The sequence below is a fragment of the Pseudomonas ovata genome (assembly GCF_003131185.1).
GTDB lineage: Bacteria > Pseudomonadota > Gammaproteobacteria > Pseudomonadales > Pseudomonadaceae > Aquipseudomonas > Aquipseudomonas ovata.
The window spans coordinates 1-26,286 of record NZ_QFFU01000039.1 but is presented as its reverse complement, the minus strand read 5'-3'; the positions used below and the strand labels follow the sequence as shown (position 1 = coordinate 26,286).

The following is a 26,286-nucleotide window of genomic DNA, read 5'->3' as shown; positions in this document are numbered from 1 at the left end:
TCGTAGCGCAAGTGTCTGACAATCACATGACTAAAATCCACTTTCCCTGACGCCTAATGCAGCCATTCGTCGCCAGGCAGATCCCAGTAACGACATGGCTTTCCCGTCCAGTACCACAACACCTCTCTGCGGGTGCGACACCTGTTGGGGCGCCACACTTTGAAGCCCGAAACGAACCCCATATTGAGCCTCCAGCGGCTGCGCCCTTTTCTCTTCGTCACGGCGCACGGCAATCGGTCCGTGCTGGTCGGACACCAGCGCCTCCTGATCGATGAAGGCGACGCCATTGGTGTCTACTTCTTCAAGGCTCACCGGCAAGGAATCGCGCAGCACATCATCGGCGACAAAATGCCCGGTGGTGCCCGGCTCGACTCGCCACAGATCTGCCTCAGCCAGATAGCCCCGCAAGCGCAATCCGCCCTCGGCAACCTGGGCCAGCGGCTGCTCGACACTGACCCAGCGTCCTGGCGCCAGATTCTGTGCCAGATCGCGGACCACACCGGCATGCGGCGCACGCAGGCTCAGGCGCTCACGCTGGGCGTCAAGACCACGGTACTCGGCCACAGCCTCCGCCAGGCGCTGCTCCAGGATGCCGCTGTCGGCGGCCGTGGCGCTGCGGCCCGACTGGCGGCGCAGTTGCAATTGCAGAATCTCGATTTCGCGCCGGGTAATGCTCAGGCGCGACTCAAGGTCTGGCGACTCCAGCGTCAACAGCACCTGATTGTGCGTGACAGGCTGCCCATCCTTGACCCGCACCTCGCGCACCCGCGACGGGGCCGGTGCGTGCAACGCGCTGACGCGTTGCGCTTCAAGCATCGCCGGCACTTCCACCGCGCTGCGCCACGGCACCACCAATATCGTGAGCAACGCCAGCAGCCCGACGCCAAGCAATAGCACCTTACGGGGCTGTGCCTTGTCGCGGTGCTGCCACCAGTGCCCCCACTCGCGCCAGATCGGCAGGCCAATGAACCACACCAGTTCGACCATCATCAGGAAGATGCCGAGCACCTTGAAAAACAGGTGATACACCGCCAGGGCGATACCGAAAAACAGGGCTGCGCGCCAGATCCAGGCGGCATAGCTCCAGCACAGCAGGCGCTTGCGCAGCGCCGGCGACCAGCGCTCCGGTGCCGGCTCGCCGTAGCCGAACAGACGCTCGCGCAGGTGCCAGCGGCCCAGGGCAAAACCCCGGCTTTGCAGGTTGTCGACGCCCCACAGGTCGCTGAGCAGAAAGTAGCCATCAAAGCGCATCAGCGGGTTGACGTTGATGATCACCGTGGTAATCCACGTCGCACTGGCCAGCATGAACGCGGCCGTGCGGCCTGCCCCGTCCGGCAACAACGACCAGGCCAGCAAGGCCATGCAGGCCAGCAACAGCTCGGCCAGCACGCCGCCGGCACCGATCAACAGGCGGGTACGCCGGTCCTGCACACGCCAGGCATCGCTGACGTCGGTGTAGAGCATCGGCAGCAAGACCATGAACGCCACACCCATGCTCGGCACCCGGCAGCCGGCGCGCTTGGCCATATAGGCATGACCGAATTCGTGGCAGAGCTTGGCAAAACCCAGCGCGATGGCAAAGGCCGCCACGCCCCCCAGGCTGAGCAGATGCGGAAAGGTCGCCAGAAAACGCTCCCAGTCGCGCATGACCAGAAAGATACCCAGCAACAGCACTGTCGGCAGGCCCAAACGCAGCAGGCTCGGACCGAAACGCTCCAGCCACGGCCAGGTGCGATTGAGAAAAGCATCCGGACGCCACAGCGGAATGCGGAAGAACAGGTATTTGTGCAGCACCTGGGTCCATAAGCCCTGGCGCTGGCTGGCCGCCTTGACCTCGTAACCGGCACGTTGCTCGGCATCGCTGGCGCTGATCAGGTCATGCCCGCGCAAGAAACGCAGCAGTTCTTCGATCGCTTGCGGCCCCAGCGGCGCACCGGGCTCGGCATTGGCCGCGCTCAACACCCGCGCCGGGTCGCCCAGCGCCCAATGGCTCAACAGTCGCATGGCCGGCGCGCCCAGCTTGAAGTACTTGCCACGCAGCGGGTCGGCCAGTGTCCATTGCGGCGAACCGTCGAGCCCCGGCGCCCCCGCTGAAAGCTGCAGGTCGGCACGCAGCGCCGGCAATATCACAGGCCCACCGCCTGGCGCAGGGCGGCCAGCGGTCGGCGCAGCAGGTACAGCGCCAACGGCGCCCGCTCACCGAAGACCTTGGCTGTGCCGCGCAAGCCGATCCGCGGCGGGGCCGCCTCGAAGGCTGCATCGAGCCGATAGGCCAGTTGCCCGGCCGCCGTGTTCTGGGCCTGGTACGCGGCACGCTCCAACGTTGCACGATGACGATTCAGCGGATCGCTGTCCAGGAACAGCGCAACTTCAGCGCCCGCCTCCAGGCCGATGGCATCGGCCACCGGCAGTTCGATACGCAGCTCGGCCCGGGACGGGTCAGCGATTTCCAGCAAGCGCTCGCCTGTGCGCACCGGCTTGCCGGTCCAGCGCTGGGCATCGGCGAACACGGCGATGCCGTCACGTTCAGCGCGCACCTCACTGCGCGCCAGCAACTGGCGGGCATAATCACGTTCAGCGCGTTTCTGCTCGACCCGGGCGGCCAGCAGGTCGAGCCGGGCACTGGAGTCAGCATCGGAAAATGCCCGCTGGGTATTGGCCTTCAATTCGGCCTCGGCGACCCCAAGGGTGCGTTCGGCCACATCGGCCTGGGCCTTGAGGCTGGTGGCGTCGAAGCGCACCAGCACCTCCCCGGTCTTTACCAACTGGTTGGGCTTGATCAGAAATTCGGCCACCACCCCATCCAGCGGCGCGGCCACGACCTGGCCATTGAGCGGCACCACTTCGGCGGGTGCCAGCACCGACTGGCGCACCGGTACCAGAAGCACTAGCAACAAGGCCGCGGCCATCGCCCAGCGGGTCCGCCCCGGCCAGCGCAAACGCCACGGTTTGCCCGGCTGCAAGGCACGCCAGGCGTGGCTGTAGCAATCGCCCAACTGCGTCAACAGGGCCTGTTCGGCGCCATTCCAGTCGGTATCACGGGCCAGCCAGAGACCGCCAAACACCTCACCCTCGCGGCTTTTCAGTGGCAGCCAGAAGGCATGAGGGGCCGACAGCGCCTGCCAGTCATCACGACTGGCCTGGTCCAGATCTTCTGGAGGCACCACGCCCGGCAAGGCGAAACGCTCACCGGCCGCCAGGCGCGAGGCAATGCGCTCAATGAACACCACGAACGGCGCGTTCGGCTCGACCGCACTGATGCCAGTCAGGGCGCGTACCTTTCCTGTGATCAGCAAGGCGGCGTGACGGAAGCCGAACAGCGCCTGGCTGTCGTTGACCATGCTGAAAGACAGTACCTCGACCGAAGCGGCCGCACGCGCCTGACGCTCAAGCTTGAGGTAATGGGCAAGAAGCTGTTCAAGGGCGCCTGGGACAGGAGCGTTCACGGCGACTCCGAAAAGTGCGCCGTGCCGCTCATACCGGCCAGCAGGCCCTGAGTGTTGGCCGGTACGCTCGCGATCAACAGCAGCGTCTGGCTGCCCTCGTCGATCCTCGCCCCCAGGCGCTTGACGACGGCGTTGATCGGCGTGCCGGTTTCATCCGGGACGAAACTGAAGGTCTGGTCGGGCTTGAGCTTGCCAAGCCAGCGCGAAGGCACCAACAGATGGATTTCCAGGGAGCGGTTGTCGACGATTTCCAGCAGTGGCGTGCCGCTGGCGACGCTTTCGTGCGCCTGCACGCGTCGCACCACGACCTGGCCATCGAACGGCGCCCTCACCTGGCAGCGCTGGACCTGCACCTGATAGACCTGCGACTCGGCCTGGGCCTGAGCCTGCCGGGCCTCGGCCAGGGTCACCTCGAATTTGCCGACGGAATTGAGCGCTGCCAGTTGCTGTTTGTTGCGCAGCTCTTCACGAGTCGCCCGCACAGCGGCGCCGGAAGCATTGGCCTGAGCCTGATAAGCACTGCAATCGAAACGCACCAGCACATCGCCCTTGCTGAACGATTGCCCTTCGGCGTAAGGCAGCTCCGTCACCCGGCCAGCCAATTCACTGGCCAATACCGCCTGAAAGCGAGCGCGCAGTACGCCGCGAACCTCGCTGGAGGCAGACTTGGCGCCCTCGAGTAGTGGATCACTGTCGCTCGCAGCCTGCGCTGCACCGCTGATCAGGGCCAACACCGCCCACCACACTGCCTGCTTCATTCGCCACATCCCTGTACAAGGTCGGAAATATTCAATCGGGGTATCGACAAGCGTTCAGAGAACCTGAACTCCGTTGGTCAGCCCGGGCAACAGACAAGGACGCCGCCGGCCATGACCTGGGTACGCTATGAATGGCCTTGCAACAGCCGCGCATGCCAAAGTGGCCGGATGCTATCAATATTTCCGGACGCTCGGTAGTGGCCACTTACCGGTTTGATCACAGCCGCTCAAAGATCAAAGCAGACCTTGCATTCAACCCCGGGGCGAAGGTTGGTGAATATGACTTCGGCGCCAATCTGCCGGGCCAGGGACATGATGATCCGCATGCCCAGAGAGCGGCTTTTCTTGTCTTCGAACCCTTGGGGCAGACCCAGTCCGGCATCGGCGACAATCAATGTCACATGCCGGTCGCTGCACGCCAGCCTGACGCTGATCAGCCCTGAATCGGCTCCAAGATAAGCGTACTTGAGCGAGTTGATGGCCAGCTCATTGACGATCAGTGCCAGCGGTATGGCCCTGTCCAGGGCCAGGTGCACAGAGGCCAGCGACACATCAAACGCCACCGCAGCAGGGGCAGTGGCCTGAATGCCGCGCATGATTTCCTGAAGGTAGGACGCCGCATCGACCGAGCCGGCCTGATCGGCCTTATAGAGCCGCTCATGCACGGCGGCGATGCTCATGATACGGCGCGATGTATCGAGCAAGGCCTCGCGCGCCACGTCATCGGTGAGCTGACGCTGCTGCAGCTGGATGAGATTGACGATGAGCTGGAGGTTGTTTTTCGTACGGTGATTGACCTCTTGCAACAGCATTTCCTGCTGCACCAGAAGCTGCTCTTTTTCCCTGAGCGATTTACGCAACTCCATTTGCGTCATGACCTGAGACGCCAGGATCTTCAAGGCAAAACGCTGGTCTTCACGCAGTTCTCTGGGCTTGGTATCCAGGATACACAGGGTGCCAAGCCCAACGCCGTCGGGCGTTTCGAGCAGGCATCCGGCATAAAAACGCAAGCCGCCGTCGACCGTCACCAGCGGATTGCAGTTCATGCGCGGGTCATTGCGCAAGTCATCAATCACCGTCAGACCAGGTTGCAAGAGCACATGCTTGCAGATCGACACATCAAGCGGCGTTTCACGCAGGCCAAGGCCCACTTCGGCCTTGAACCATTGGCGATCGCTGGCGATGAGGTTGACCACCGAAATGGGCGCCTCACAAAGCTGCGCGGCCAGCGCGACCAGCCCGTCGAACCCGGCTTCGCGGGGCGAGTCGAGAATGTCGTAAGTCTCCAGCGTCCTTAACCGATCCGAGGCGTCCCTTGCGTCGGTGTCCAACGGAGCTGTCATGGAGTATTCCAAAAAAGACTGAAACCGGATGGCTGGCCAAACATGACCCGCCTGTACCGCAGCCATTGGCAGGTGCTGGACAGTAGCTGTAGTGCAGATGAAATGCCATGTTACATCGACATGATGCATTTCAAAACATTCAAAAAGCGATGAGCACGCCCATATTGATTGACGTGCCGGGCCTCTGATTACCAGAGCTGACTGTAATGACTCTGCACTCAAATGGCTTTCGTGCAGCAAAGCGATGCCCCTTGACCATTCATGGCCTGAGCGACCTCAGAAATCGACCGTCGCCGACACCTGCAACGTCCGAGGATAACCCGGCGAGAACGCCCCATACGACGCCACGCCCGACCAGTACTCACGATCGAAGACGTTCTGCACCGTGGCACGCAGGGTCGTCGGCCGGCCTTCGATGCGGGTGGTGTAGCGCACGCCCATGTCAAAGCGGGTCCAGGCGTCCAGTTGCTGGGTATTGGCCTGATTGATGTACTGGCGGTCGGTATAAATGGCGCCACCGGTCAGCGTGAAACCCTCAAGCCCCGGTGTATCCCACTCGGCCCAGAGGTTGGCTTGCACATCCGGTACACCGACCGGCTTGTTGCCACGGTTGGCGGTGGTGGCCGAGTCGGTGAGCTTGCCGTCCAGCAACGTCACGCCGCCCATCAGGCGCGCGCCCGGCGCGACTTCGCCGAACAGGCTCAGCTCCAGGCCACGGTTGCGTTGTTCGGCCTGCACCGAGAACAGGTTGTCGGCGCCGACTTCGCCGCTGGGCTTCTCGATCTGGAACAGCGCCAGCGTGGTCATGAACGTGCCGTGCTCATATTTGACGCCCAGTTCATGCTGCTTCGACTCGTACGGGGCGAAGGTCTGGCCGGCATTGGCTGCGGTGCCGGGAGCGATGTCGCCCTTGCTCAGGCCTTCGACGTAGTTGTAGTACAGCGAGACGTCTTCCCAGGGCTTGACCACCACACCGACCAGGGGCGTGGTGGCGCTGTCGCTGTAGGCCGAGCTGACGGGACCTGCGGCGCTGTAGTTGCGCGACTCGATGTCCTGGCGGCGCACGCCGAGGGTCAGTTGCACGCGTTCGTCGAGCATCGACAAGGTGTCGGTCACGGCAATGCCGGACAGCTCCGACTCGGAAATACGCAGCACCTTGGGCGTGGCAATGAAAGGCTTGGCGGTGTCGACGGGGTGATAGATATTCGAACGGATGTCACTGCCGTTGTTGATCCCCCGTGACAGTTCGTCCTGGTAGCGGGTCGCCATGACCGTGGTGGTATGAGTAACAGGGCCCGTGGCGAATACACCCCGCAGGCCGACATCGGCAGTGGAGCGATCGACGTTGAATTTGTAATAGCCCGGCACGTTGCTGGTGTCGCCGGCCTCATTGAGGATTCTCGGCACCTGGTCAGACAGCCGCTTGACGTCAGAGCGTCCGCCACCGGCATGGGCAAACACGGTCACGCTGTCGCTCAGGTCATATTCGCCGCCCAGCAGGGCCGACTGCTCCCGGGTGTCCGACCAGCCCCAGCGCTGCGGCAGGTTGGTGCGCCCGCTCGGTGCGGACGGTACCTCCACGCCCGGCGCGACGGTGAACGGCCGTGAAGCGGCGTCGACGCTTTCCTTCTGACTGATGTAATCAAGGTTGAGGCGCAGGCGCTCACCGCGATAATCCAGGGCAATGGCACCGATCCCGATGTCGCGCTGCTGATCGTCAATGGCGGTATCGCCCCCTTGCATATTGCCGTTGAAACGCACGCCAAACTGCTTCTCCTCACCGAACCGCCGGCTGAGGTCCAGATGACCGCCCACCTGCGAATCGGAGGCGTAAGTGCCGGTAAACCGGGTCAGGTCTTCGTCCAGCGGACGCTTGGGCACGACATTGATCACGCCACCGACGCCACTGTTGGGCGAAATGCCGTACATCAGCGCGCCGGGCCCCTTGAGCACCTCGACCCGCTCGGCGTACTCGGTGAACACCCGGTAGTTGGGTGCCACGCCATACACGCCGTCGAACGCCAGCTCACCGAGGTTGCCCTCGCCAATGGGAAAACCACGAATGAAAAACGAATCGACGATACCGCCGGTCTGGCCGGTGGAGCGCACCGAAGGGTCCCGTTGCAGCGCATCGGCCACCGTCACGGTCTGCAGGTCGGCCAGGGTTTTGGCGGTGTAGCTGGTGACACTGAAGGGCGTGTCCAGCACATCCTTGTTGCCCAGCATGCCCAGCCGGGCACCCCGCGCAACCTGGCCACCGGCAAGGGTGTCGGGCAATGCGGTCGGCGTGTTGTAACGCGCCTTGATGTCGGTGGTGTCGAGGATCAGCACCTCGGTGCCGGCCTCGCCGGGAACAGGATCGGCCGCCCAGGTACTGGCGCTGCCTGTGGCCAGGACCAGGCTCGACAAGGCGGTACGAATGGCGAGCGTTAACGCGCGCTCGGCGCGGGGACGACTGACAACGGGCATGGCGGGAATCCTGTTCAAGAAGCGAAAATGCTAATCACTCCTATTGCCAGCCGAGCAGCCAAAAAGTATCACCGTCCGTGAGGCTTTTTTGCCCCTGCCGCGTTCTGGCGACTGTTGGCACGCCGCCAATCGCCGCTTGCATCGCAGCCGGCTTCTACACTAGCATCGGGAACAATTCTCAATTGCATGAAATGCGGCCGCCATGAGCGAAACCCTTGCCCCCCATGACGACACTCACCTGCGCGTGATCGAAGCCCTGTACGCCGGCCATCACGGCTGGCTGTACGCAACGCTGAGAAAAAGGCTGGGCAATGCCATGGATGCGGCGGACCTGGCGCAGGACACTTTCACTCGGATCCTCGCCTCCCAGGTCACCGTCATCAACCAGCCGCGGGCCTACCTGAGTTGCGTGGCCAAGGGCATCCTGATCAACTGGTACCAGCGCAAGGCCCTTGAGCAGGCCTATCTGGAAGCGCTCTCGCAGGTGCCGGCCCACGAGGTGCCTTCGCCGGAATGGCGTCTGATCGTGCTGGAAACCCTGCACGACATCGACGCCATGCTCGACACCCTGCCCCCCCTGGTCAAGCGTGCCTTCCTGCTGTCGCAGATCAGCGGCCTGAAGTACGACGACATCGCCACGCAACTGGGCGTATCGCTGATTACGGTCAAGCGCTACATGAAGCAAGCCTTCGTGCAGTGCCTGTTGCGGGTGGAGTGAGTGCTCACGCGTCGTCAGGAGCCGCCCCTCGATCAACAGGCCATTGAAGAAGCCGCCGACTGGCTGATGCGCCTGAGTGAAGGCGAACTCGACGAAACCGAACGGGCCGAATGGGAGCACTGGAAAACCAGCACGCCCGCGCGTATCCGGGCCTGGGGCCGCGTACAGGCGCTGCAAAGCAAGCTTGGCGGCGTGCCGCCGTCGTTGGCGATGTCGGCCCTTGACCGTCCTGGCAGCCCTGCCCGGCGTGCCGCGCTGGGTAAGCTGGCGGCGCTGCTGGCCGTCGTGCCGGTCGGCTGGGGTGGCTGGAAACTGGCCGAGGTCCAGCAATGGTCGGCCGACCATCGCACCCTTGTTGGCCAGCAACGCGAGCTGACCCTGGCCGACGGCTCGACCGTGACCCTGAACACCGATACCGCCATCGATGTGCGATTCGATATCCAGCAGCGGCTCATCCATCTGCGCGACGGCGAAATTCAGGTGCAGACCGCAGCGGACCCTGCGCAACCGCCGCGACCGTTTCGGGTCGCGACCCGCCAGGGTCACCTGCAGGCGCTGGGCACGCGCTTTACCGTGCGGCAACTGCAGCCACGCACGCAACTGGTGGTGCTCGAAGGCGCTGTGCAGGTCGAACTGGCCGGGAACAGCCAGTCCGCGCCCTTGATCGTGCACGCAGGACAACGCAGCGATTTTTCATCGAGCGCCTTTGGCGAGCTGTCCCTGGCCGCGCCGCACAGTAATGCCTGGACCCAAGGCATGCTGATGGCCGACAACCTGCGCCTGGACGATTTCATCGCTGAACTGACGCGCTATCACCGGGGCGTTCTGCGCCTTGACCCGGCGATTGCCGGGGTGCGCATTTCCGGTGCCTACCCGGTCATTGACACCCGACGCACGCTGAACATGCTGGTACGCACCTACCCGATCCGGGTCAGCGACCCGCTGCTGGGCATGTGGGTCACGCTCTCGCATGCCTGAGACAATGCAAAAACCTGCAGGAAATGGAACCGCCGCCAAGGCGGCGCGCAGCAAACACACGAGACGTTTCACCGGCTGCGCGCATGCTTGACTGATCGAAATCAGCTGCACGGGTGATACTTTTTTCGCGCTCGGCTGGCTTTATGAACACGTACCCTTTCGTCCGGCCCACAGGTCCATTCATGCCCGCTGCAAGCGCCTTGCGCCCGGATCGTCACTTGCAACGCGCCTTGCGTCGTTCAGCGCTGGGCCTTGCCCTGAGCGGCCTGTTCTGTCCGCCGGCCCTGGCCGTCGAGGCTGCGCCGCTGAATGCCACGGCGCTGCACACCTATCAAATTCCCGCAGGCCCGCTGGGCGCTACCCTGTCGCGCTTTGCCGTGGACGCCGGCATTGCCCTGTCGTTCCAGCCGGCGCTGACCGCCGGCCTGAACAGCCCCGCCGTGGTGGGCGAATACTCGGTGCAAGCGGCCATCAATCGGCTGCTGGAGGGCAGCGGCCTGGGCATGCTGTTACGCAGTGACGGCAGCTACACCCTGGTGCAGCGCCGGATCACGCTGGACGAAACGACCGTGACCTCTACCGGCAAGCGTGCCGACCCGTTGACAACCGAGTATGCCGGTGGGCAGGTCGCCACTGGCGCACGGCTGGGTGTGCTGGGCAATACCGATGTGATGGACGCGCCCTTCAGCGTCAGCACCTGGACCTCGGCGCTGGTCAGGGATCAACAGGCGGTCACCGTCGGCGACCTGCTAGAGCGCGACGCCTCGGTGCGCTCCACCGGCCAGAAAGGCGGGATTGTCGACTCGTTCTTCATCCGTGGCTTTCCGGTCGCCGAAGGCAACCTCGGTGAGCTGGCGTTCGACGGCGTGTATGGCGTCGCGCCGAACTATCGGGTGTTCACCGACTACGCCGAACGCATCGAGCTGCTCAAGGGCCCGGGCGCCCTGCTCTATGGCATGTCGCCCAACAGTGCCGTCGGTGGCGTCATCAACGTGGTGCCCAAGCGTGCCCTGGAGCAGGACCTGACCCGCCTTGTCGCCCGTTACGCACAGGATGCCCAGATCGGCGGCCACCTTGATGTCAGCCGACGCCTGGGCGAGGAGCGCCGCTTCGGCGTGCGCCTTAACGCCAGCACCCAGCAAGGCGACACGGCGATCGAAAACCAGGCGCGGGACATCGACATCGGCGCCATTGCGCTCGACTATCAGGGCGAACGCCTGCGCGCCAGCCTGGACTGGCTCAGCCAGCAAGAACGCATTGATGCTGCTTCAAGGCCGTTCCTGATCGCCCCGGGCCTCGATGTTCCGGCGGCGGCCAACGGCCGTGTCAACGTCAGCCAGGCCTGGGGCTGGTCGCGCACCCGTGATCAATCGGCCCTGTTCACCGGCGAATACGACCTGAGCGACACGCTGATACTGTTCGCCCACACCGGTGGCGGCACCTCGGCAGTCGCACGGCTGTCCGACCAGACCCCCACGATCATCAATGCCGCCGGCGACACGTCCTCGATACCGGGCTACTACCGGTTCGAGGTCGAGCGCCATACCGTCGATGCCGGTTTACGCCTGCGCCTGGACACCGGGCCGGTCAGCCACCGGACAACCTTGCAAGTCAGTCGTTATCGCGACGAACTGTCACGCGGGATCGTGACCGGCGCGCCGGTTCTGTCGAATATTGACCACCCGATCGAACGCGCCAGGCCTTGGCTCCAGAGGCCAGACACCCCGAAAGTATCCGCAAGCGAACTGACCGGCGTAGCCCTGGCCGACACGCTGTCGGTGCTCGATGAACGCCTGCAGGTAACCCTCGGCGTGCGCCAGCAGCGTATCGAGTCTTATAACTACGACGCCAACGGCCGATTGAACTCGCCCCATGACGACGGCAGGACGACGCCGCTGTTCGGCCTGCTGCTCAAACCCTGGGATCAGGTATCGCTCTACTACAACTACATCCAGGGCCTGAGCAAGGGTGATATCGCGCCCTCCGCCGCCACCAACGCCGGGGAAATCTTCGCGCCTTATCTCTCTCGCCAGCATGAACTCGGGATCAAGGCCGACTACGGCGCCTTCACCACCAGCGTGGCGCTGTTTCAGATCACCAAACCCAGTGGCGAGCTGGCCTCGGGGATGTTCTCGGTTCAGGGTGAACAGCGCAATCGCGGCCTGGAGCTGAATGTGTTCGGTGAAATGGCCCCCGGCATGCGCCTGCTGGGGGGCGTGACGCTGCTCGATGCCGAGCTGACGCGTACCGCAACGCCCGCCAATCGCGGCCATGCACCAGTAGGCGTACCGCATATCCAGGCCAATCTCTGGGCTGAATGGGACACTTCATGGATCGAGGGCCTGACCCTGAGCGGCGGTGCAATCCATACCGGCAGCCAGTACGTGGACCAGGCCAACACACAACAGTTGGCGGCCTGGACCCGGCTTGATGCAGGCGCACGCTACACCCTGCGCCTGGCTGAACGACCGACCACGTTTCGCGTCATGGTGCAGAACGTGTTGGACCAGGCGTACTGGTCGGGTGTGGCCTCGTACGGCGCGTTTTCGCAGGGCGCGCCGCGCAGCGTATCAGTGTCGGCGACAGTCGACTTCTGAACAGCCATGACGGATACCTGCCATGGGTGCATCCGATGGTTTCCACCGTCTATAAATACTCATTGCATAGGTATAGGGGGTATACCTATGATGCAACCCTGAAACGCACAGGGAAACGTCATGGGTCACATCGCCGCCAACAAAGACGCGCTGCTCAAGCGGGTCAAACGCATCACCGGGCAACTGCAGGCAGTCGAACGCGCCCTGGAGTCGGATCTCGATTGCGCCAAAACCCTGCACTTGGTGGCTGCCACACGTGGCGCCATCAACGGCTTGATGGAAGAAATCATCGAGGACCACGCCAGGGAGCATGTTGCCAATCCGGCGCTGAGCGAACAGGAACGCAACCGGGGCGTCGAGGAACTGCTCGAAGCCATTCGCCGTTACTCCTGATAAGGAATGCCCGGATGAACAGCCCTTACGTCCATGATCACGTCTATCTCGGCGCCGCGCACGACGAAAACGCCAGGCGCACCTTATGGGTGGTGGCGCTCACTCTGGTGATGATGGTCGGTGAAATCACCGCCGGCTACCTCACCGGCTCCATGGCGTTGCTTGCCGATGGCTTTCATATGGCGACCCATGCCGGCGCCCTGGGCATTGCCGCGCTGGCCTACCGCTATGCAAGGCGTCATGCCACCAGCCCGCGCTACAGCTTCGGCACCGGCAAGGTCGGTGACCTGGGCGGATTTGCTTCGGCCCTGATTCTGGGCATGGTTGCCTTGGGGATCGCGGGCGAATCGCTGATGCGGTTGCTGAATCCTGCCGAGGTTCAATTCGGCACCGCGACCCTCGTGGCGATTGTGGGTCTGGTGGTCAATATCGTCAGTGCCCTGCTGCTGGGGCACGGGCACTCTCATGACCATGACCATGACCATGACCATGACCATGACCATGACCATGACCATCATCATCATCATCATGCCCCTCACGCCAGCGACAACAACCTCAAGGCGGCCTATGTGCATGTCCTCGCCGATGCCCTCACCTCGGTGCTGGCCATCGTTGCCCTGCTCGCCGGCCGCTACCTGGGCTGGGTGTGGCTGGACCCGCTCATGGGGCTGGTCGGCGCCCTCGTCATCGCGCGCTGGGCCTGGGGCCTGATGCGCGAGACGGCCAGTGTCCTGCTGGACCAGACCGACGCACAGGTCGCCGAGGAAATCCGTGCTCGGGTTGAACAACCCGGCGATGCAACCATCACCGACCTGCATGTCTGGCGCATCGGGCCGCAAGCGCATGCGGCCATCGTCAGCGTCATGGGCAACCCCGGCGCATCGGCCGAAGATATTCGTCAGCGCCTTACGCCGGTGCACGAAGTCAGTCACCTGACGGTCGAGTTTCACTCGGCATAAACAACCTGCAGCTGCCTGGCCGACGCGCCGTCAATCGTCGCCATGCAGGTGCGCATCGGCGCACGGTAACCGCCCCGACTCACCACCGGCGATGCGCTCGGCCTGATCGATGCCGCGCTTGAGCGCGCACTCGACATCCCATTCGCTGCCGGGCAACGTCATGATCCGCTCGACCACAGGCTGTCCGCCGTCGCCATAGACGCCCAGAAATACCTGGATGTCGCCCCCTTCCACTTCCCTGGCCCGCACTTCGATATGGCAGCCGTTTTCCGCTTCCTGCTCGAAGCATTCATCGGCCTGATCCTGTTCGATCCAAGTGTTATACGCTCTGCCACGAACAAACATGATGCGCTCCTTATAAGGGTATTTCCGACAATGACCTGCCCTTGGCATGAATGATTCCATCCTTCGGCCAGCCGGTCTGTGCACGGCCTGTTATTACCAATCGTTAGTTCCGCTTCGCTTGTTTAACCGTTCGTCAGCCTGCGTAACAAATCATTGCACCAACACTGATAGCTTTATTCAAAAACCCTCGAGACAGCGGCGAACTTACCTGACAATTACTTTAAGCCCACGGCCTCAACAGGTGGAAAGTAAGCGAGACGGCACCGCCTCGTCAGGGTGCAGTCATCGGCCAACAAGCGAAGCAACTTCGCTTCGCTGAAAAACAAGCGAAGCGACCATTGCCGCCGCACTAACGCGTTGTACAGGTGCGTCGTCGTCTCGCGTTCTACACGGATCAGTCATGACACAGGAGCCTATAATGAAGCGAACTTACGTACCTCACCTGGCGTACCTTGCTGCCAGTTTCCTATTAACGGGCTGCAACCTGATTGTCTTCAATCCCAAGGGTGATGTGGCCAGGGATGAGCGGGACCTGATTATCCTGGCCACCGGCCTGATGCTGCTGGTGGTCGTCCCGGTCATCGTGATGACGTTCCTGTTCGCCTATCGTTACCGGGCCACCAACAAGAAGGCCCGCTACACGCCGCGCTGGGCCAGTTCGCACAAGATCGAAGCGGTGGTCTGGGGCGTGCCGTTCCTGATCATCTGCGTGCTGGGCTGGGTGACCTGGCACACTACTCACGCTCTGGATCCGTACCGACCACTGGATTCGGACGTTGACCACATCAATGTGCAAGTGGTGGCCATCGACTGGAAATGGTTGTTTATCTACCCCGACCTGGGCATTGCCTCGGTCAATGAACTGGCCCTGCCGGTGAATACGCCAGTGAGTTTTACCGTCACCTCCGATGCGGCAATGACCTCGTTCTTTATTCCGGCCCTGGGCGGGCAGATTTATGCCATGGCCGGCATGCAAACCAAACTTCATTTGATTGCCAACGAAACCGGTGAGTTTCGCGGCATTGCCGCCAACTATAACGGCCATGGCTTTTCCGATATGAACTTCTCGACACTTTCATTGACCCCGGACGATTACCAGGCCTGGATCGAAAAGGTGAAATCCGTTCCCCACCCTCTGGACAATACCGCTTATGCCACGCTGGCCAAGCCCACTGTAAAACACGACGTTACTTACTACTCACCTGTTCAGGAGCGCCTGTTCCTGAACATTGTCGACACGTACGAAGGCATGAACAAAGCCCGGGGCGGGACGCGCGACCAGGTTCAAACGCCTGCGCCGCAACCGCGCACTGATGCGCAAAAAGACTTGATGGCCGAGGAGCGTTGATCATGTTTGGAAAACTGTCCTGGGACGCTATCCCGACCAGCGAACCCATTGTCATGTACACCCTGGCCGTCGTAGGGCTCATGGGCCTGGCGCTGGTGGGCACGATCACCTGGAAACGCCAGTGGGGGTATATCTGGCGCGAGTGGTTCACCACGGTGGACCACAAGAAGATCGGCTGCATGTACATCATCGTGGCACTGGTCATGCTGCTGCGCGGCTTTTCCGACGCGATCATGATGCGCACCCAGCAAGCGATGGCGGCCAGTGGCGGGCCGGGCTATCTGCCGCCGGAACACTACGACCAGATTTTCACCGCCCACGGCGTGATCATGATCTTCTTCATGGCCATGCCCTTTGTGGTGGGCCTGATGAACGTCATCGTGCCCTTGCAGATCGGTGCCCGTGACGTGGCCTATCCGTTTCTCAATGCGCTGAGCTTCTGGCTGTTCGTGGTGGGTGCCGCCCTGGTCAATATCTCTCTGGGGGTGGGTGAGTTCGCCCGCACCGGCTGGGTGGCGTATCCGCCGTTATCGGGCATTGCCTACAGCCCGGGGGTGGGGGTCGACTATTACATCTGGGCCTTGCAGATCTCAGGCATCGGCACACTGCTGACGGGCCTGAACTTCTTCGTCACCATCCTGAAAATGCGCACCACCGGCATGACACTGTTCAAGATGCCGGTGTTCACCTGGAATGCCCTGTGCACCTCGATCCTGATCCTGGCCTCCTTTCCAATTCTCACTGCAACCCTGTTCATGCTCTCGCTGGACCGCTACCTGGGCATGCACTTCTTCACCAACGAGGCCGGCGGCAACCCGATGATGTACGTCAACCTGATCTGGGCCTGGGGACACCCGGAGGTGTACATCCTGATCCTGCCGGCGTTCGGCATTTTCTCGGAGATCGCTGCCACCTTCAGCAGCAAACGCCTGTTTGGCTATGTCTCGCTGGTCTGGGCCACGATTGCGATCACCCTCCTGTCGTTCATTGTCTGGCTGCACCACTTCTTCACCATGGGCGCGGGGGCCAACGTCAATGCCTTCTTCGGCATCATGACGATGATCATCGCCGTGCCGACCGGGGTGAAGATCTTCACCTGGCTGTTCACCCTGTACCGCGGGCGGGTGCGCTTCGAAACACCGATGCTGTGGACGCTGGGCTTTATCGTCACCTTCAGCATCGGCGGCATGACCGGCGTGCTGCTGGCGGTGCCGGGGGCCGACTTCCTGCTGCACAACAGCCTGTTCCTGATCGCGCACTTCCATAACGTCATTATTGGCGGCGCGGTCTTCGGCTACATGGCCGGGCTGACCTACTGGTTTCCCAAGGCCTTCGGTTTCCGGCTCAACGACCGGCTGGGGCGGATTGCCTTCTGGTGCTGGCTGACCGGGTTCTATTTCGCCTTCATGCCGTCCTATGTCCTGGGCTTCATGGGCATGACCCGCCGGCTCAATCACTTTGACGTTCCCGAGTGGCGTCCCTGGCTGCTGCTGGAGCTGGTGGGCGTGGGCATCATTCTGTGCGGGGTGGCCACCCAGGCGCTGCAGCTCTACATCAGCATCCGTAACCGCCACCAATACCGCGACCTGACCGGCGATCCATGGGACGGGCGCACGCTGGAGTGGGCCACCGCCTCGCCACCACCGTTCTACAACTTTGCCGAGCAGCCCAAGGTCGATGACCTGGACGCCTACTGGGGCATGAAGGAACGCGGGGTCAGCACCCTCAGCCACACCGACTACCGCAGCATTCATATGCCGCGCAACACCTCATCTGGCCTGGTGATCAGTGTCTTCGCCCTGATCTGCAGCTTTGCGCTGGTGTGGCACATCTGGTGGATGGCGATCTTTGGCCTGGTGGCCTCGATCGTGGGCGTGATCGTGCGCAGCTATGACGAAGACATCGACTACTTCGTGCCGGCGCAGGAAGTGGCACGTATCGAAAAAGCGCGTCTCAAAGACCTGGCGGAGGCCTGACCATGTCCAATCTCGTGATGGAAAAAGACATCGCCCACAACCATGAACAGGGCCACGAGGACGCAGGCTCCATGAGCGTGTTCGGCTTCTGGGTCTACCTGATGACCGACTGCATCCTGTTCGCCACCCTGTTTGCCGGCTATGCGGTGCTGCGCGACAGCGTGGCCGGCGGGCCCTCGACCATCGATATCTTCGAGCTGCCCTATGTGCTGGCCGAGACCATGCTGCTGCTGTTGAGCAGCATCACCTATGGCTACGCCATGCTGGCGATGAACCGCGACTCGACAGCAGGCGTGTTGCGCTGGCTGGGGGTGACCTTCCTGCTGGGGTGCGGCTTTATCGCCATGGAGATCAATGAATTTCATCATCTGATCGCCGAGGGCTACGGCCCGGACCGCAGCGCCTTCCTGACCGCATTCTTTACCCTGGTCGGCACCCACGGTGCACACGTATTCACCGGGCTGATCTGGATGCTCGTGGTGATGGCGCAGGTCAAGCAGCGCGGGCTGACCAGCACCAATGCCACCCGGCTCAGTTGCCTGAGCCTGTTCTGGCATTTCCTCGATGTCGTCTGGATCTGCGTATTTACCGTCGTTTACCTGTTGGGAGTGGCATGACATGTACAGACAAAGTCCGGTTCACAGCAGCGCTGGCAGCCGTCATGGCAGCCGCCGCTCGTACCACGTCGGGTTCATCCTGTCGGTGCTCCTGACCCTTATCCCCTTCGCCCTGGTCATGTACCCGGCGCTGCCACGCAACGTGACCGTGTGGGTGGTGGTCGCGTTCGGCGCGGTGCAGATCTTTGCTCACCTGAAGTTCTTCCTGCACCTGGACACGGCCTCGGAGCAGCGCTGGAACCTGATTGCGCTGATGTTTACCGTGGTGATCATTGCGTTGCTGGTGGGGCTGTCGCTGTGGATCATGAACAGCATTCACCACAACATGCTAGCGCACTGAAACCTTGAAGCAAGGTCTTTGATGCCGGGCTGCCCGTGAGGTGCCCGGCATCTTTTTTTGCGCTCAGGGCAGGGTCGGCAAGTGCAGCGAACTGACCTTGAGGCAGTCACGCTGGTTGCGCGCCAGCCTCTCGGTCGTGAAGGCATATGCCTGATCGGCCGCGGTCTTGAGCAACTGCCAGTCCTCCTGGCTGATCCACTCACGCGTGCGCAATTCATTGGCGCGTGCAATCAGGGTGTTGTGATAGTCCTCGGGAAATTCCAGACGATAGACGTCGTCTTCAAGCAGCAGGCGCCAGGCCTTGAGTTCCATTTCAAGATCGGTTTCGCTCATGGGGCAGCTCTCCTCCAGGTCAATGATTTCAGTCTGATCGCCCCTGCCCTCAATCGGCTTTGGCCAGGGGTGTCGCCATCCGGTTGCAGGCATACAGCACGGCGCCCAGCAGCATCAGCCCACCCCCGCGCAGCCAGGTGTCCAGACTTTGCTGGCTGAGCAACACCAGGCACGACACGATCGCCAGCACCGGCACCCACGTTGGCACGCGAAAATGCGCCTCGCCCACCGGGTCGCGGCGCAGCACCAGCACCGCCAGGTTGGTGCTGAGAAACACGAACAGCAACAGCAGCACCACGGTTTCGGCCAGGGCTGCCAGCGTGCCGGTCTGGGTCAGGACAATGGCCACCAGGGTTGTGGCGACGATTGCTACCCAGGGCGTGCGGCGCTTGGCCAGCACGTTTGCCAAAGGTTGCGGCAACAGGCCCAGACAGGCCATGCCATAGGTCAGCCGGCTGGCCATGATCATGGTCAGCAGCGCGCCATTGGCCACCGCCACCAGAGCAATGAAGGCAAACACCCTGGGCGGGATGTCCAGGCCCGACGCCTTGACCACCTCAAGCAGCGGTGCCGACGTCGCCACCAGTTGCTCCATAGGCAGCACCGCCGAGGCCGCCACGCCCACCGCCATATAGACGATACCCGCCGCCACCAGCGCCGCGAACAAGGCACGCGGGTAAACCTTGCGTACATCCCGGATTTCCTCGGCCAGGTTGGCCGAGGTCTCAAAGCCGACAAACGAGTAGAACGCCAGCAACGCTGCGCCCAATACGGCCAGCATCGGATTGACGCCCGGCTTGAACTCGACCGCGCGGGCAAGATCAGCCTGGCCAGACTGCAAGAACCAGGCCGCCGCGACCACTACCAACAGCAGGCCGGACACCTCGATCACGGTCATGACCATGTTGGCCCCCAGCGACTCCTTGATGCCGCGCGCATTGAGCAGCGCGATCACCATCAGGAATACCATCGCCGCCAGCGGCGCCGGCACGTCGACGAACGCCGCCAGGTAATCACCGGCAAAGGCCAGGGACAGCCCCGCTGCACTGGTCACGGCCGCCGCCAGCATGCAAAAGCCCACCAGAAAGGAAATCAACGGCGACTTGAAGGCTTTTTCGGCAAACACAGAAGCCGCCCCGGCATGCGGGTACTTGGTGACCAACTCGGCGTAGGACCCTGCGGTGAGCATGGCGAAGAACAGCGCCACCAGCAGTGGCACCCAGATGGCACCGCCCACCTCACCGGCGATGGTGCCAGCCAGCGCATAGACGCCAGCACCGAGCACATCCCCCAGGATGAACAGGAACAACATCGGGCCGGTGATGGCGCGGCGCAAGGACGGTCTGGAAGACGCAGGGCAAGGGTTGGCGATCTGGGTCATGAAGGAACTCTGGCGACAGGTGGCGTTGAGCAGGCTTCGGACACAGGTCTGAAGACGGCGCGAGGGTTCTTAATGGAAAAATGTGGCGCGACCAAAGTTCATTTCATCTGGCTTGCGTACAGCGATGCCTGCACGCAAACCATGGACGCGGCCTATTTATCGGGTTTCGCCCCGTCCTTCTGCTGCATCTGCACCGATGACTGGCTGCCGTCGGTGTTGTTCTTGGTTTCGTTGCCGGAATTGTCGAAACAGCCCTGCAGCAGCACGGCGCAGCACAGGCTCAGGAACAGTGATGACGCTTTCATCGAGGCACCTCCTCTGAATCACTCGATAGACAAAGACCGAAGGCGGTCAGGAAGGTGGACGCACAAGAGGGCTGACAGTTCGCTGTTTCAGACCGGCTGATCCGGCCTGTGCATTTACGCAAGATACGGCTATCGATTTGCCGGTATCGGCTTTTTTGCATCCCTGACTGCTCCGTACAGTAGGCACGACTTCAACGGCGACCCGCCGCCCCACTCAGGAATCGTGCATGTCCAGCCTGTCTCTGCGCATCGAGCGGATCGAGCCGCTTACCGCCACCGTCCGCCGTCTGATTCTGGTCGATGACGCCGGGCACCCTCTTCCGGCCTTCACGCCGGGTGCACACATCGAGGTGCAGATTCCGGGTGACAAGCCGCTGTGGCGCGCCTATTCGCTGGTCAATCTGCCCGATGGCCAGCACTACGAAATCGCAGTGCAACTGGAAGACCGCAGCAGTGGCGGTTCGCGCTGGATTCATGGCGTCGAAGCCGGCCAGCCGGTCACGGTGCGGGCACCGAAAAACCATTTTCCGCTGCACGAACAGGCCCAGGACTGCCTGCTGATTGCCGGCGGCATCGGCATCACCCCCATCCTGGGCATGGCCCGCGCCCTGTCGAGCCACAACCGGCCTTTTACCCTGCACTACGCCGGCCGTGAACCGGCGCGCATGGCGTACCTCGATGAAGTGCGGGCGCTGGGCACCGCGCAGTGCTGGATCAGCGGCGGCGACCCGGCGCGGCGCCTGCCATTGGCCACGTTGCTGGACGCACCTGCGCACGGGCGCCATCTCTATGTCTGTGGCCCCAAGGCGCTGATCACCAGCGTCTTGCAGGCCGCCCGCGAGGCCGGCTGGGACGATGAGCAGGTGCACAGCGAGCTGTTTATCGGCGCACTGGAGGCCGAGGCTGAAACCGGCTTCGAGGTGGAGTTGCGCGCCAGCGGCGTGACCTTGCAGGTGCCGGCCGGCACGACCGTGCTGGACGCCATGATCGCCGCCGACCTGGACCCGATGTTCGACTGCCGACGCGGCGACTGCGGGGTGTGCGTGGCGCAGGTGCTCGAAGGCGAAGTGGAACACCGCGACATCTGCCTGTCAGCCCGTGAACGGGCCGATGGCAGTTTCTGCACCTGTGTGTCGCGTGCCAGCAGCGCCCGGCTGGTGCTCGATTTGTAACCTGACTTGTGGGGTGTGGGCCTGTCCCGCATCTGTGTATGGCCGTTAGATAAGGAACCCTCATGATTCCCAGCAACGAACAGATTGCGGCCCTGGTCCGCGACGACAGCGTGCACAAGAGCGTGTACACCGACCCTCAGCTTTTCGAACTGGAAATGCAGCGCATCTATGGTCAGGCGTGGATCTACGTCGGTCACGAAAGCCAGGTCAAGAACCCGGGCGACTACCACACCACGCGCATTGGCGATCAGGACGTGATCCTGGTGCGCGGCGCCGACAAAGGCGTCAACGTGCTCTACAACCGCTGCCCGCACAAGGGCGCCAAGCTGGTGGCCGAAGGCGACGGCAACGTCGGCAAGTTCTTCCGCTGCCCGTACCATGCCTGGACCTTCAAGCTTGACGGCCAGCACCTCTCGGCCCCGCTCAAGAACGGTTTCGAGGGCACCTGCTTCAACCCGAAACACCCCGATTTCTCCATGGTCAGCCTGGCGCGGGTCGACAGCTACCGCGGCTTCGTGTTTGCCAGCCAGATCGACCACGGCCCGGACCTCAAGGCGTTTCTGGGCGGCGTGATCACCTCCATCGACAACCTGTGCGACCGCTCGCCGGTGGGCGAAGTGGAAGTGGCCGGCGGCGTGTTCAAGGTCATGCAGCGCTCCAACTGGAAGGTGTTCTACGAGAACCTGCATGACACCATGCACGCCCGCGTCACCCATGAATCGTCGGTCGATGCCGCCCGCGATGAGGCGCAGGCACTGGGCGAAATGCCTTTTGAACTGCTGATCATGGACGGCAATGGCGAGCCCTATGACTTCTGGGAAAAGCTCGAACTGCGCGCCTATCACAACGGCCACGGCTACATGGAGGCGATCTTCGACCCGGCGGCGGCCGAGCGCGATGAGGTCTCGCGTGCGCATTTCGAGTGCCTGACCCAGGCGTACGGCGAAGAGCGCGCCCGCGCCATCATGGGCATGAACCGCCACAACACCGTGATCTACGGCAGCGGCTCGCCGCACACCGTGTTCATGCAGTTCCGTGTGATCCGCCCTATCGCCGTGGACCGCACCCTGGTCGAGATCCAGACCTTTCGCTGCAAAGGCGCGCCGGATGCGGTGTTTGATCGCGCCCTGACCTACGCCAACGTCATCAACTCGCCCTCCTCCAACGTCATGCCCGATGACGTGGAAGTCTATGCCCGCTGCCAGGAAGGCAACATGACCCGCGGCGGCGAGTGGATCAGCATGCACCGCTACGCCGGCACCGATCAGACGCTGCCCGATGGCGCGGTATCGACCAACGGCACCAGCGAGCTGCCGATGCGCAATCAGTTCGCGGCCTGGAAGCACTACATGAGCGCCACCGTGATCGCCAAGGAGAGCACCCATGCTGCTTGATCGCACCTTTGATGTCTCGACCCACGACCTGACCCCGGCCCAGGTGCCGACCGACACCCTGCGCCAGCTTGAACAGTTCCTGTACCAGGAAGCCCGGCTGCTTGATGAGCGCCGCTTCTGGGAATGGGACCGGTTGTTCACCGACACCGGCATGTACTGGGTGCCGCAACAGCATGGCCAGGCCGATCCGTTCGAGCATATTTCGCTGTTTTGGGAAAACCGTATGCTGCGCGAGGTGCGCATCCGCCGGGTCGAGAACGTACGCAACTGGTCACAGCAACCGGTGACCCGCACCGCGCACCTGGTCGGCAACGTAATGGTAGAAGGGCTCGACCGCCAGGGGCTGCTGGTGGTCAGCGCGACCTTTCAGGTCAGCGAATGGCGCCTCGACCAGCGCCAGCTGGCCGGGCGCTACACCTGGAAGCTGGCCACCCAGGACGACGGCCAGTGGAAGATCCAGCTCAAGCGCGTCGACCTGATCAACTGCAACGACGTGTTCGCCAACCTTGAGGTGTTCGTCTGATGCGCCGCCCGACGGTGATCGCCCTGCACTACCAGAACGACGTGCTGCACCCGGACGGTCGGATTCGTGTGGGTCTGGCGGCCGACGACCCGGCGCGCACAGCGGTGATCGCCAGCGCCGTGGCCTTGCAGCAGGGCGCACGCGCACGCGGCTGGCCGATCATCCATGTGCGCGTGGCCTACCGCCCCGACTACGCCGATCTGGTACAGAACGCACCGATCCTGCGCGCCGTGGCCGCCAGCGGCGCGGTGCAGGACGGCACCTGGGGCGCGCAGTTCCACGACGCCTTGCAGCCCCAGCCCGGCCCGCTGGAGTTTGTTGTCACCCATACGCGCATCAATGCGTTCTACGGCACGCCGCTGGAAACCCTGCTGCGCCAGCTGGAAGCGCGGCACCTGCTGATTGCCGGCGTCGCCACCCATTCGGTGGTGGAAAGCACGGTGCGCCATGCAGTCGATTGCGGCTTCGAGGTCACCGTGGTGGCCGATGCCTGCGCCGCCGCGCAACCGGCCACGCACCTGGCCAGCCTGGAGTGCATGCGCCTGATTGCCACAATCAGCGATGTGCCCGGCCTTCTGGAGAATGATCTATGACTTCAATTCCTTCGGCTTGCCTGCAAGGCCAGGTGGCCATCGTCACCGGCAGCACCCAAGGCCTGGGCACCGACATTGCCCGCCAGTTGCTGCAGGCCGGAGCCCGCGTGATGCTGGTCGGCCGCAGCCACGACACCGGCACCGCGCTGGCTCATGAGCTGGGCGAGCACTGCCGGTTCGTGGCCTGTGATGTCGAGCAGGACGACGATATCGAGCGCTGCATCACAGCCACCCTCAGCGCCTTCGGCCGGCTCGACATCCTGGTCAACAACGCTTGCATCTATGAAGACCAGGGCCTGCTGTCGGACCGCGCCCAGTGGCTGCACACGCTGAACGTCAACCTGGTGTCGGCGGCGATCTTCGTACAGAAAGCCACGCCGCACATGAGCCAGGGCGGCACCGTGATCAATATCGGCAGCACCGGTGGCAAGTTCGGCGCTGCCGGCCGTGCCCTGTATCCGGCCTCCAAGGCCGCCATGCTGCAATTGACCCGCAACCTGGCCGTGACGCTGGCGCCGACCGGCATCCGCGTGGTAAGCGTGTCGCCGGCCTGGACCTGGTCACCGACGGTCGCCGGCCTCAGCGGCGGTGACATCGCCGTAGCAGACCGCGTCGGCGCGGCCTTCCATCCGCTGGGCCGGGTCGGGCGCGGCGAGGAAATCGGCCAGGTGGTGGCCTTCCTGTGCAGCAGCGGCGCGTCATGGATCACCGGTGTCGACATTCCGGTGGACGGCGGCTTTTCGATCCTGGGGCCTGACCAGGGCCTGTCGCCGCGTGTATGGTTCGAACGCCTGCGCGACAGCGTCCAGGCCGCGACCGGATGCTTAACCTGATGAATAACGATAACGAGGAGCACGACATGGGCAAGATGATCATCGTTCAAGCCAGCGACGGCAGCGGCAGCTTCGCCGGTTACCTGGCCGTTCCCGCCAGCGGCAAGGGTCCCGGCGTCGTCATCGGCCAGGAAATCTTTGGCATCAACGCCAACATGCGCCAGGTGGCCGACTTCTATGCCGAGGAAGGCTATGTCGCGCTGGTCCCGGACCTGTTCTGGCGCCTGGAGCCGGGCATCGAGCTGGGGTACACCGAGGCCGACTTCGCCCGCGCCATCGACCTGTTCCAGCGCATGGACGTCGACAAAGCCGTCCAGGACATCGCGACCAGTTTCGACGCCTTGCGCGGCTTGCCCGAGGTCGAAGGCAGCGGTCTTGGCTACGTGGGCTTCTGCATGGGTGGCAAGCTGGCCTACCTGACCGCCACGCGCACCAACGCGGCCTGCAGCGTGGGCTACTATGGCATGGGCATCGAGCAGATGCTCGATGAGGCCAACAGCATCGAGGGCCGCCTGGTGCTGCACTTTGCCGAACAGGACAGCTACTGCGACGCCAATGCCCGCGCCGCCATCAGCGAGCGCCTGGCCGGGCGCGCCAAGGTCGAGATCTACACCTACCCTGGCGTGGACCATGCCTTTGCCCGCCAAGGCGGCATGCACTACGACAAGCCCGCCGCGCTGATGGCTCATCAACGCAGCATCGCCGCCCTCAAGCAGGAGATCGGCCCGCACTTCAACCTGTCTGACCTGTGGGAAAAACACATCGAATACGAGTTTGCCGCACGCGACGTGCCCGCGACCATGGCCACCATGGTGGCCGAACCCTACGTCAATCACATCCCGACCATGACCGGTGGCGTGGGCTATCGCGAACTGAGCCGCTTCTACCAGCACCACTTCGTCCACGGCAACCCGCCCGACATGAAGCTGGTGCCGATCTCGCGCACCGTCGGCGCGTCACAGATCGTCGATGAATTCGTGATGTGCTTTACCCACACCAGCGAAATCGACTGGATGCTGCCCAACGTGGCGCCCACCGGCAAGTATGTGGAAATCCCGATGCTGGGCGTGATCAAGTTCCGCGGCGACAAGCTGTGCCATGAGCACATCTACTGGGACCAGGCCAGCGTACTGGTGCAGATCGGCCTGCTCGACCCAACCGGCCTGCCGGTGGCCGGCGCCGAAACCGCGAAAAAACTGCTGGACGAGCAACTGCCCTCCAACACCCTGATGGGCCGCTGGTCGAGCAGTGAGTCGCTGTAAGCGTCAGGACTGACACCCGACGTGTGGGCGGAGGCTCTGCTGCGTCTGTTCCATAGCCATCGCCGGCAAGCCGCCTCCCACAGTCTGATCTGACCCCAAAAAGTTGGACAGTCTATTGCCATACGCCTACAGAGCGAGTCCTGAACTCCACAGGACTCAATCCACCAAGCTTTACTTTTATCCGGTCATGATTGTAGTAATGG

Annotated in this window: 25 protein-coding genes; 15 read left to right on the top strand and 10 right to left on the bottom strand. The window is 62.9% G+C overall.

Annotated features, from left to right (window positions below):
* Positions 1-30 precede the first annotated feature (30 nt).
* The 5 genes from DGA31_RS28745 to DGA31_RS28725 all read right to left on the bottom strand — a co-directional run bounded on the left by DGA31_RS28745 (position 31) and on the right by DGA31_RS28725 (position 8,016).
* Complete coding sequence (locus DGA31_RS28745; protein ID WP_193551533.1) at positions 31-2,130, bottom strand: site-2 protease family protein; 2,100 nt, start codon at positions 2,128-2,130, stop codon at positions 31-33.
* Complete coding sequence (locus DGA31_RS28740; protein ID WP_056836510.1) at positions 2,127-3,446, bottom strand: efflux RND transporter periplasmic adaptor subunit; 1,320 nt, start codon at positions 3,444-3,446, stop codon at positions 2,127-2,129. Before DGA31_RS28740 ends, DGA31_RS28745 begins: the two co-directional genes overlap by 4 nt.
* On the bottom strand, positions 3,443-4,204 hold the full coding sequence (locus DGA31_RS28735) for an efflux RND transporter periplasmic adaptor subunit (RefSeq protein WP_421958021.1): 762 nt from the start codon (positions 4,202-4,204) through the stop codon (positions 3,443-3,445). The genes DGA31_RS28740 and DGA31_RS28735 overlap by 4 nt, the downstream gene beginning before the upstream one ends.
* A gap of 227 nt (positions 4,205-4,431) precedes the next feature.
* The gene (locus DGA31_RS28730; RefSeq protein ID WP_161959246.1) at positions 4,432-5,613 is read right to left on the bottom strand and encodes a sensor histidine kinase; all 1,182 of its coding nucleotides are present in this window, start codon (positions 5,611-5,613) and stop codon (positions 4,432-4,434) included.
* A 210-nt stretch (positions 5,614-5,823) separates the two neighbouring features.
* Positions 5,824-8,016, bottom strand: coding sequence for a TonB-dependent receptor (locus DGA31_RS28725; RefSeq protein WP_109514834.1), 2,193 nt, complete (start codon positions 8,014-8,016; stop codon positions 5,824-5,826).
* A 202-nt stretch (positions 8,017-8,218) separates the two neighbouring features.
* Here DGA31_RS28725 and DGA31_RS28720 point away from each other — a divergent pair, with 202 nt between their 5' ends.
* The 5 genes from DGA31_RS28720 (at position 8,219) to dmeF (ending at position 13,661) form a co-directional block, all read left to right on the top strand.
* Positions 8,219-8,734: a sigma-70 family RNA polymerase sigma factor gene (locus DGA31_RS28720; RefSeq protein WP_109514833.1), complete on the top strand. Its 516-nt coding sequence runs from the start codon at positions 8,219-8,221 to the stop codon at positions 8,732-8,734.
* Positions 8,735-9,712, top strand: coding sequence for a FecR domain-containing protein (locus DGA31_RS28715; protein ID WP_109514832.1), 978 nt, complete (start codon positions 8,735-8,737; stop codon positions 9,710-9,712).
* Between the two features lie 182 nt (positions 9,713-9,894).
* Positions 9,895-12,309, top strand: coding sequence for a TonB-dependent receptor (locus DGA31_RS28710; RefSeq protein ID WP_109514831.1), 2,415 nt, complete (start codon positions 9,895-9,897; stop codon positions 12,307-12,309).
* Positions 12,310-12,429: 120 nt separating this feature from the next.
* On the top strand, positions 12,430-12,702 hold the full coding sequence (locus DGA31_RS28705; protein ID WP_109514830.1) for a metal/formaldehyde-sensitive transcriptional repressor: 273 nt from the start codon (positions 12,430-12,432) through the stop codon (positions 12,700-12,702).
* A gap of 14 nt (positions 12,703-12,716) precedes the next feature.
* Complete coding sequence (gene dmeF, locus DGA31_RS28700) at positions 12,717-13,661, top strand: CDF family Co(II)/Ni(II) efflux transporter DmeF (RefSeq protein ID WP_109514829.1); 945 nt, start codon at positions 12,717-12,719, stop codon at positions 13,659-13,661.
* A 30-nt stretch (positions 13,662-13,691) separates the two neighbouring features.
* On the opposite strand, the gene DGA31_RS28695 is transcribed toward dmeF, so the two are convergent.
* On the bottom strand, positions 13,692-14,006 hold the full coding sequence (locus tag DGA31_RS28695) for a hypothetical protein (protein WP_109514828.1): 315 nt from the start codon (positions 14,004-14,006) through the stop codon (positions 13,692-13,694).
* A 418-nt stretch (positions 14,007-14,424) separates the two neighbouring features.
* Between DGA31_RS28695 and cyoA the strand changes: the two genes are divergently transcribed.
* From cyoA to cyoD, 4 genes are read left to right on the top strand one after another with little or no spacing between them, the layout of a single operon-like run.
* Complete coding sequence (gene cyoA, locus DGA31_RS28690) at positions 14,425-15,354, top strand: ubiquinol oxidase subunit II (RefSeq protein ID WP_109514827.1); 930 nt, start codon at positions 14,425-14,427, stop codon at positions 15,352-15,354.
* 2 nt (positions 15,355-15,356) lie between these two features.
* A complete protein-coding gene (gene cyoB / locus DGA31_RS28685; RefSeq protein ID WP_109514826.1) occupies positions 15,357-17,330 on the top strand; it encodes a cytochrome o ubiquinol oxidase subunit I in 1,974 nt (657 codons plus the stop codon).
* Positions 17,331-17,332: 2 nt separating this feature from the next.
* Positions 17,333-17,947 (top strand): cytochrome o ubiquinol oxidase subunit III, encoded by a 615-nt coding sequence (gene cyoC, locus DGA31_RS28680; RefSeq protein WP_109514825.1) that lies wholly within the window; start codon positions 17,333-17,335, stop codon positions 17,945-17,947.
* A gap of 1 nt (position 17,948) precedes the next feature.
* The gene (gene cyoD / locus DGA31_RS28675; protein ID WP_109514824.1) at positions 17,949-18,287 is read left to right on the top strand and encodes a cytochrome o ubiquinol oxidase subunit IV; all 339 of its coding nucleotides are present in this window, start codon (positions 17,949-17,951) and stop codon (positions 18,285-18,287) included.
* Positions 18,288-18,350: 63 nt separating this feature from the next.
* On the opposite strand, the gene DGA31_RS28670 is transcribed toward cyoD, so the two are convergent.
* From DGA31_RS28670 to DGA31_RS30050, 3 genes are all read right to left on the bottom strand, one after another.
* Positions 18,351-18,620 (bottom strand): hypothetical protein, encoded by a 270-nt coding sequence (locus DGA31_RS28670; RefSeq protein WP_109514823.1) that lies wholly within the window; start codon positions 18,618-18,620, stop codon positions 18,351-18,353.
* Positions 18,621-18,669: 49 nt separating this feature from the next.
* On the bottom strand, positions 18,670-20,001 hold the full coding sequence (locus tag DGA31_RS28665) for an APC family permease (RefSeq protein WP_109514822.1): 1,332 nt from the start codon (positions 19,999-20,001) through the stop codon (positions 18,670-18,672).
* Between the two features lie 152 nt (positions 20,002-20,153).
* Positions 20,154-20,306: a hypothetical protein gene (locus DGA31_RS30050; RefSeq protein ID WP_164708410.1), complete on the bottom strand. Its 153-nt coding sequence runs from the start codon at positions 20,304-20,306 to the stop codon at positions 20,154-20,156.
* A gap of 227 nt (positions 20,307-20,533) precedes the next feature.
* Here DGA31_RS30050 and DGA31_RS28660 point away from each other — a divergent pair, with 227 nt between their 5' ends.
* From DGA31_RS28660 to DGA31_RS28635, 6 genes are all read left to right on the top strand, one after another.
* The gene (locus tag DGA31_RS28660; protein ID WP_109514821.1) at positions 20,534-21,478 is read left to right on the top strand and encodes a PDR/VanB family oxidoreductase; all 945 of its coding nucleotides are present in this window, start codon (positions 20,534-20,536) and stop codon (positions 21,476-21,478) included.
* Positions 21,479-21,540: 62 nt separating this feature from the next.
* The gene (locus DGA31_RS28655) at positions 21,541-22,872 is read left to right on the top strand and encodes an aromatic ring-hydroxylating dioxygenase subunit alpha (protein ID WP_056836548.1); all 1,332 of its coding nucleotides are present in this window, start codon (positions 21,541-21,543) and stop codon (positions 22,870-22,872) included.
* Positions 22,862-23,395 carry an aromatic-ring-hydroxylating dioxygenase subunit beta gene (locus DGA31_RS28650; RefSeq protein WP_056836550.1) on the top strand — a complete coding sequence of 178 codons (534 nt, stop codon included), beginning with the start codon at positions 22,862-22,864 and terminating at the stop codon, positions 23,393-23,395. Before DGA31_RS28655 ends, DGA31_RS28650 begins: the two co-directional genes overlap by 11 nt.
* Positions 23,395-23,988: a cysteine hydrolase family protein gene (locus tag DGA31_RS28645; RefSeq protein WP_056836552.1), complete on the top strand. Its 594-nt coding sequence runs from the start codon at positions 23,395-23,397 to the stop codon at positions 23,986-23,988. The genes DGA31_RS28650 and DGA31_RS28645 overlap by 1 nt, the downstream gene beginning before the upstream one ends.
* Positions 23,985-24,821: an SDR family oxidoreductase gene (locus DGA31_RS28640; RefSeq protein WP_109514820.1), complete on the top strand. Its 837-nt coding sequence runs from the start codon at positions 23,985-23,987 to the stop codon at positions 24,819-24,821. Before DGA31_RS28645 ends, DGA31_RS28640 begins: the two co-directional genes overlap by 4 nt.
* 26 nt (positions 24,822-24,847) lie before the next feature.
* Positions 24,848-26,083, top strand: coding sequence for a dienelactone hydrolase family protein (locus DGA31_RS28635; protein ID WP_109514839.1), 1,236 nt, complete (start codon positions 24,848-24,850; stop codon positions 26,081-26,083).
* 112 nt (positions 26,084-26,195) lie between these two features.
* Here DGA31_RS28635 and DGA31_RS31010 read toward each other — a convergent pair.
* Positions 26,196-26,286: IS3 family transposase (locus tag DGA31_RS31010; RefSeq protein WP_152035069.1), on the bottom strand; the 91-nt coding region annotated here is incomplete at its 5' end.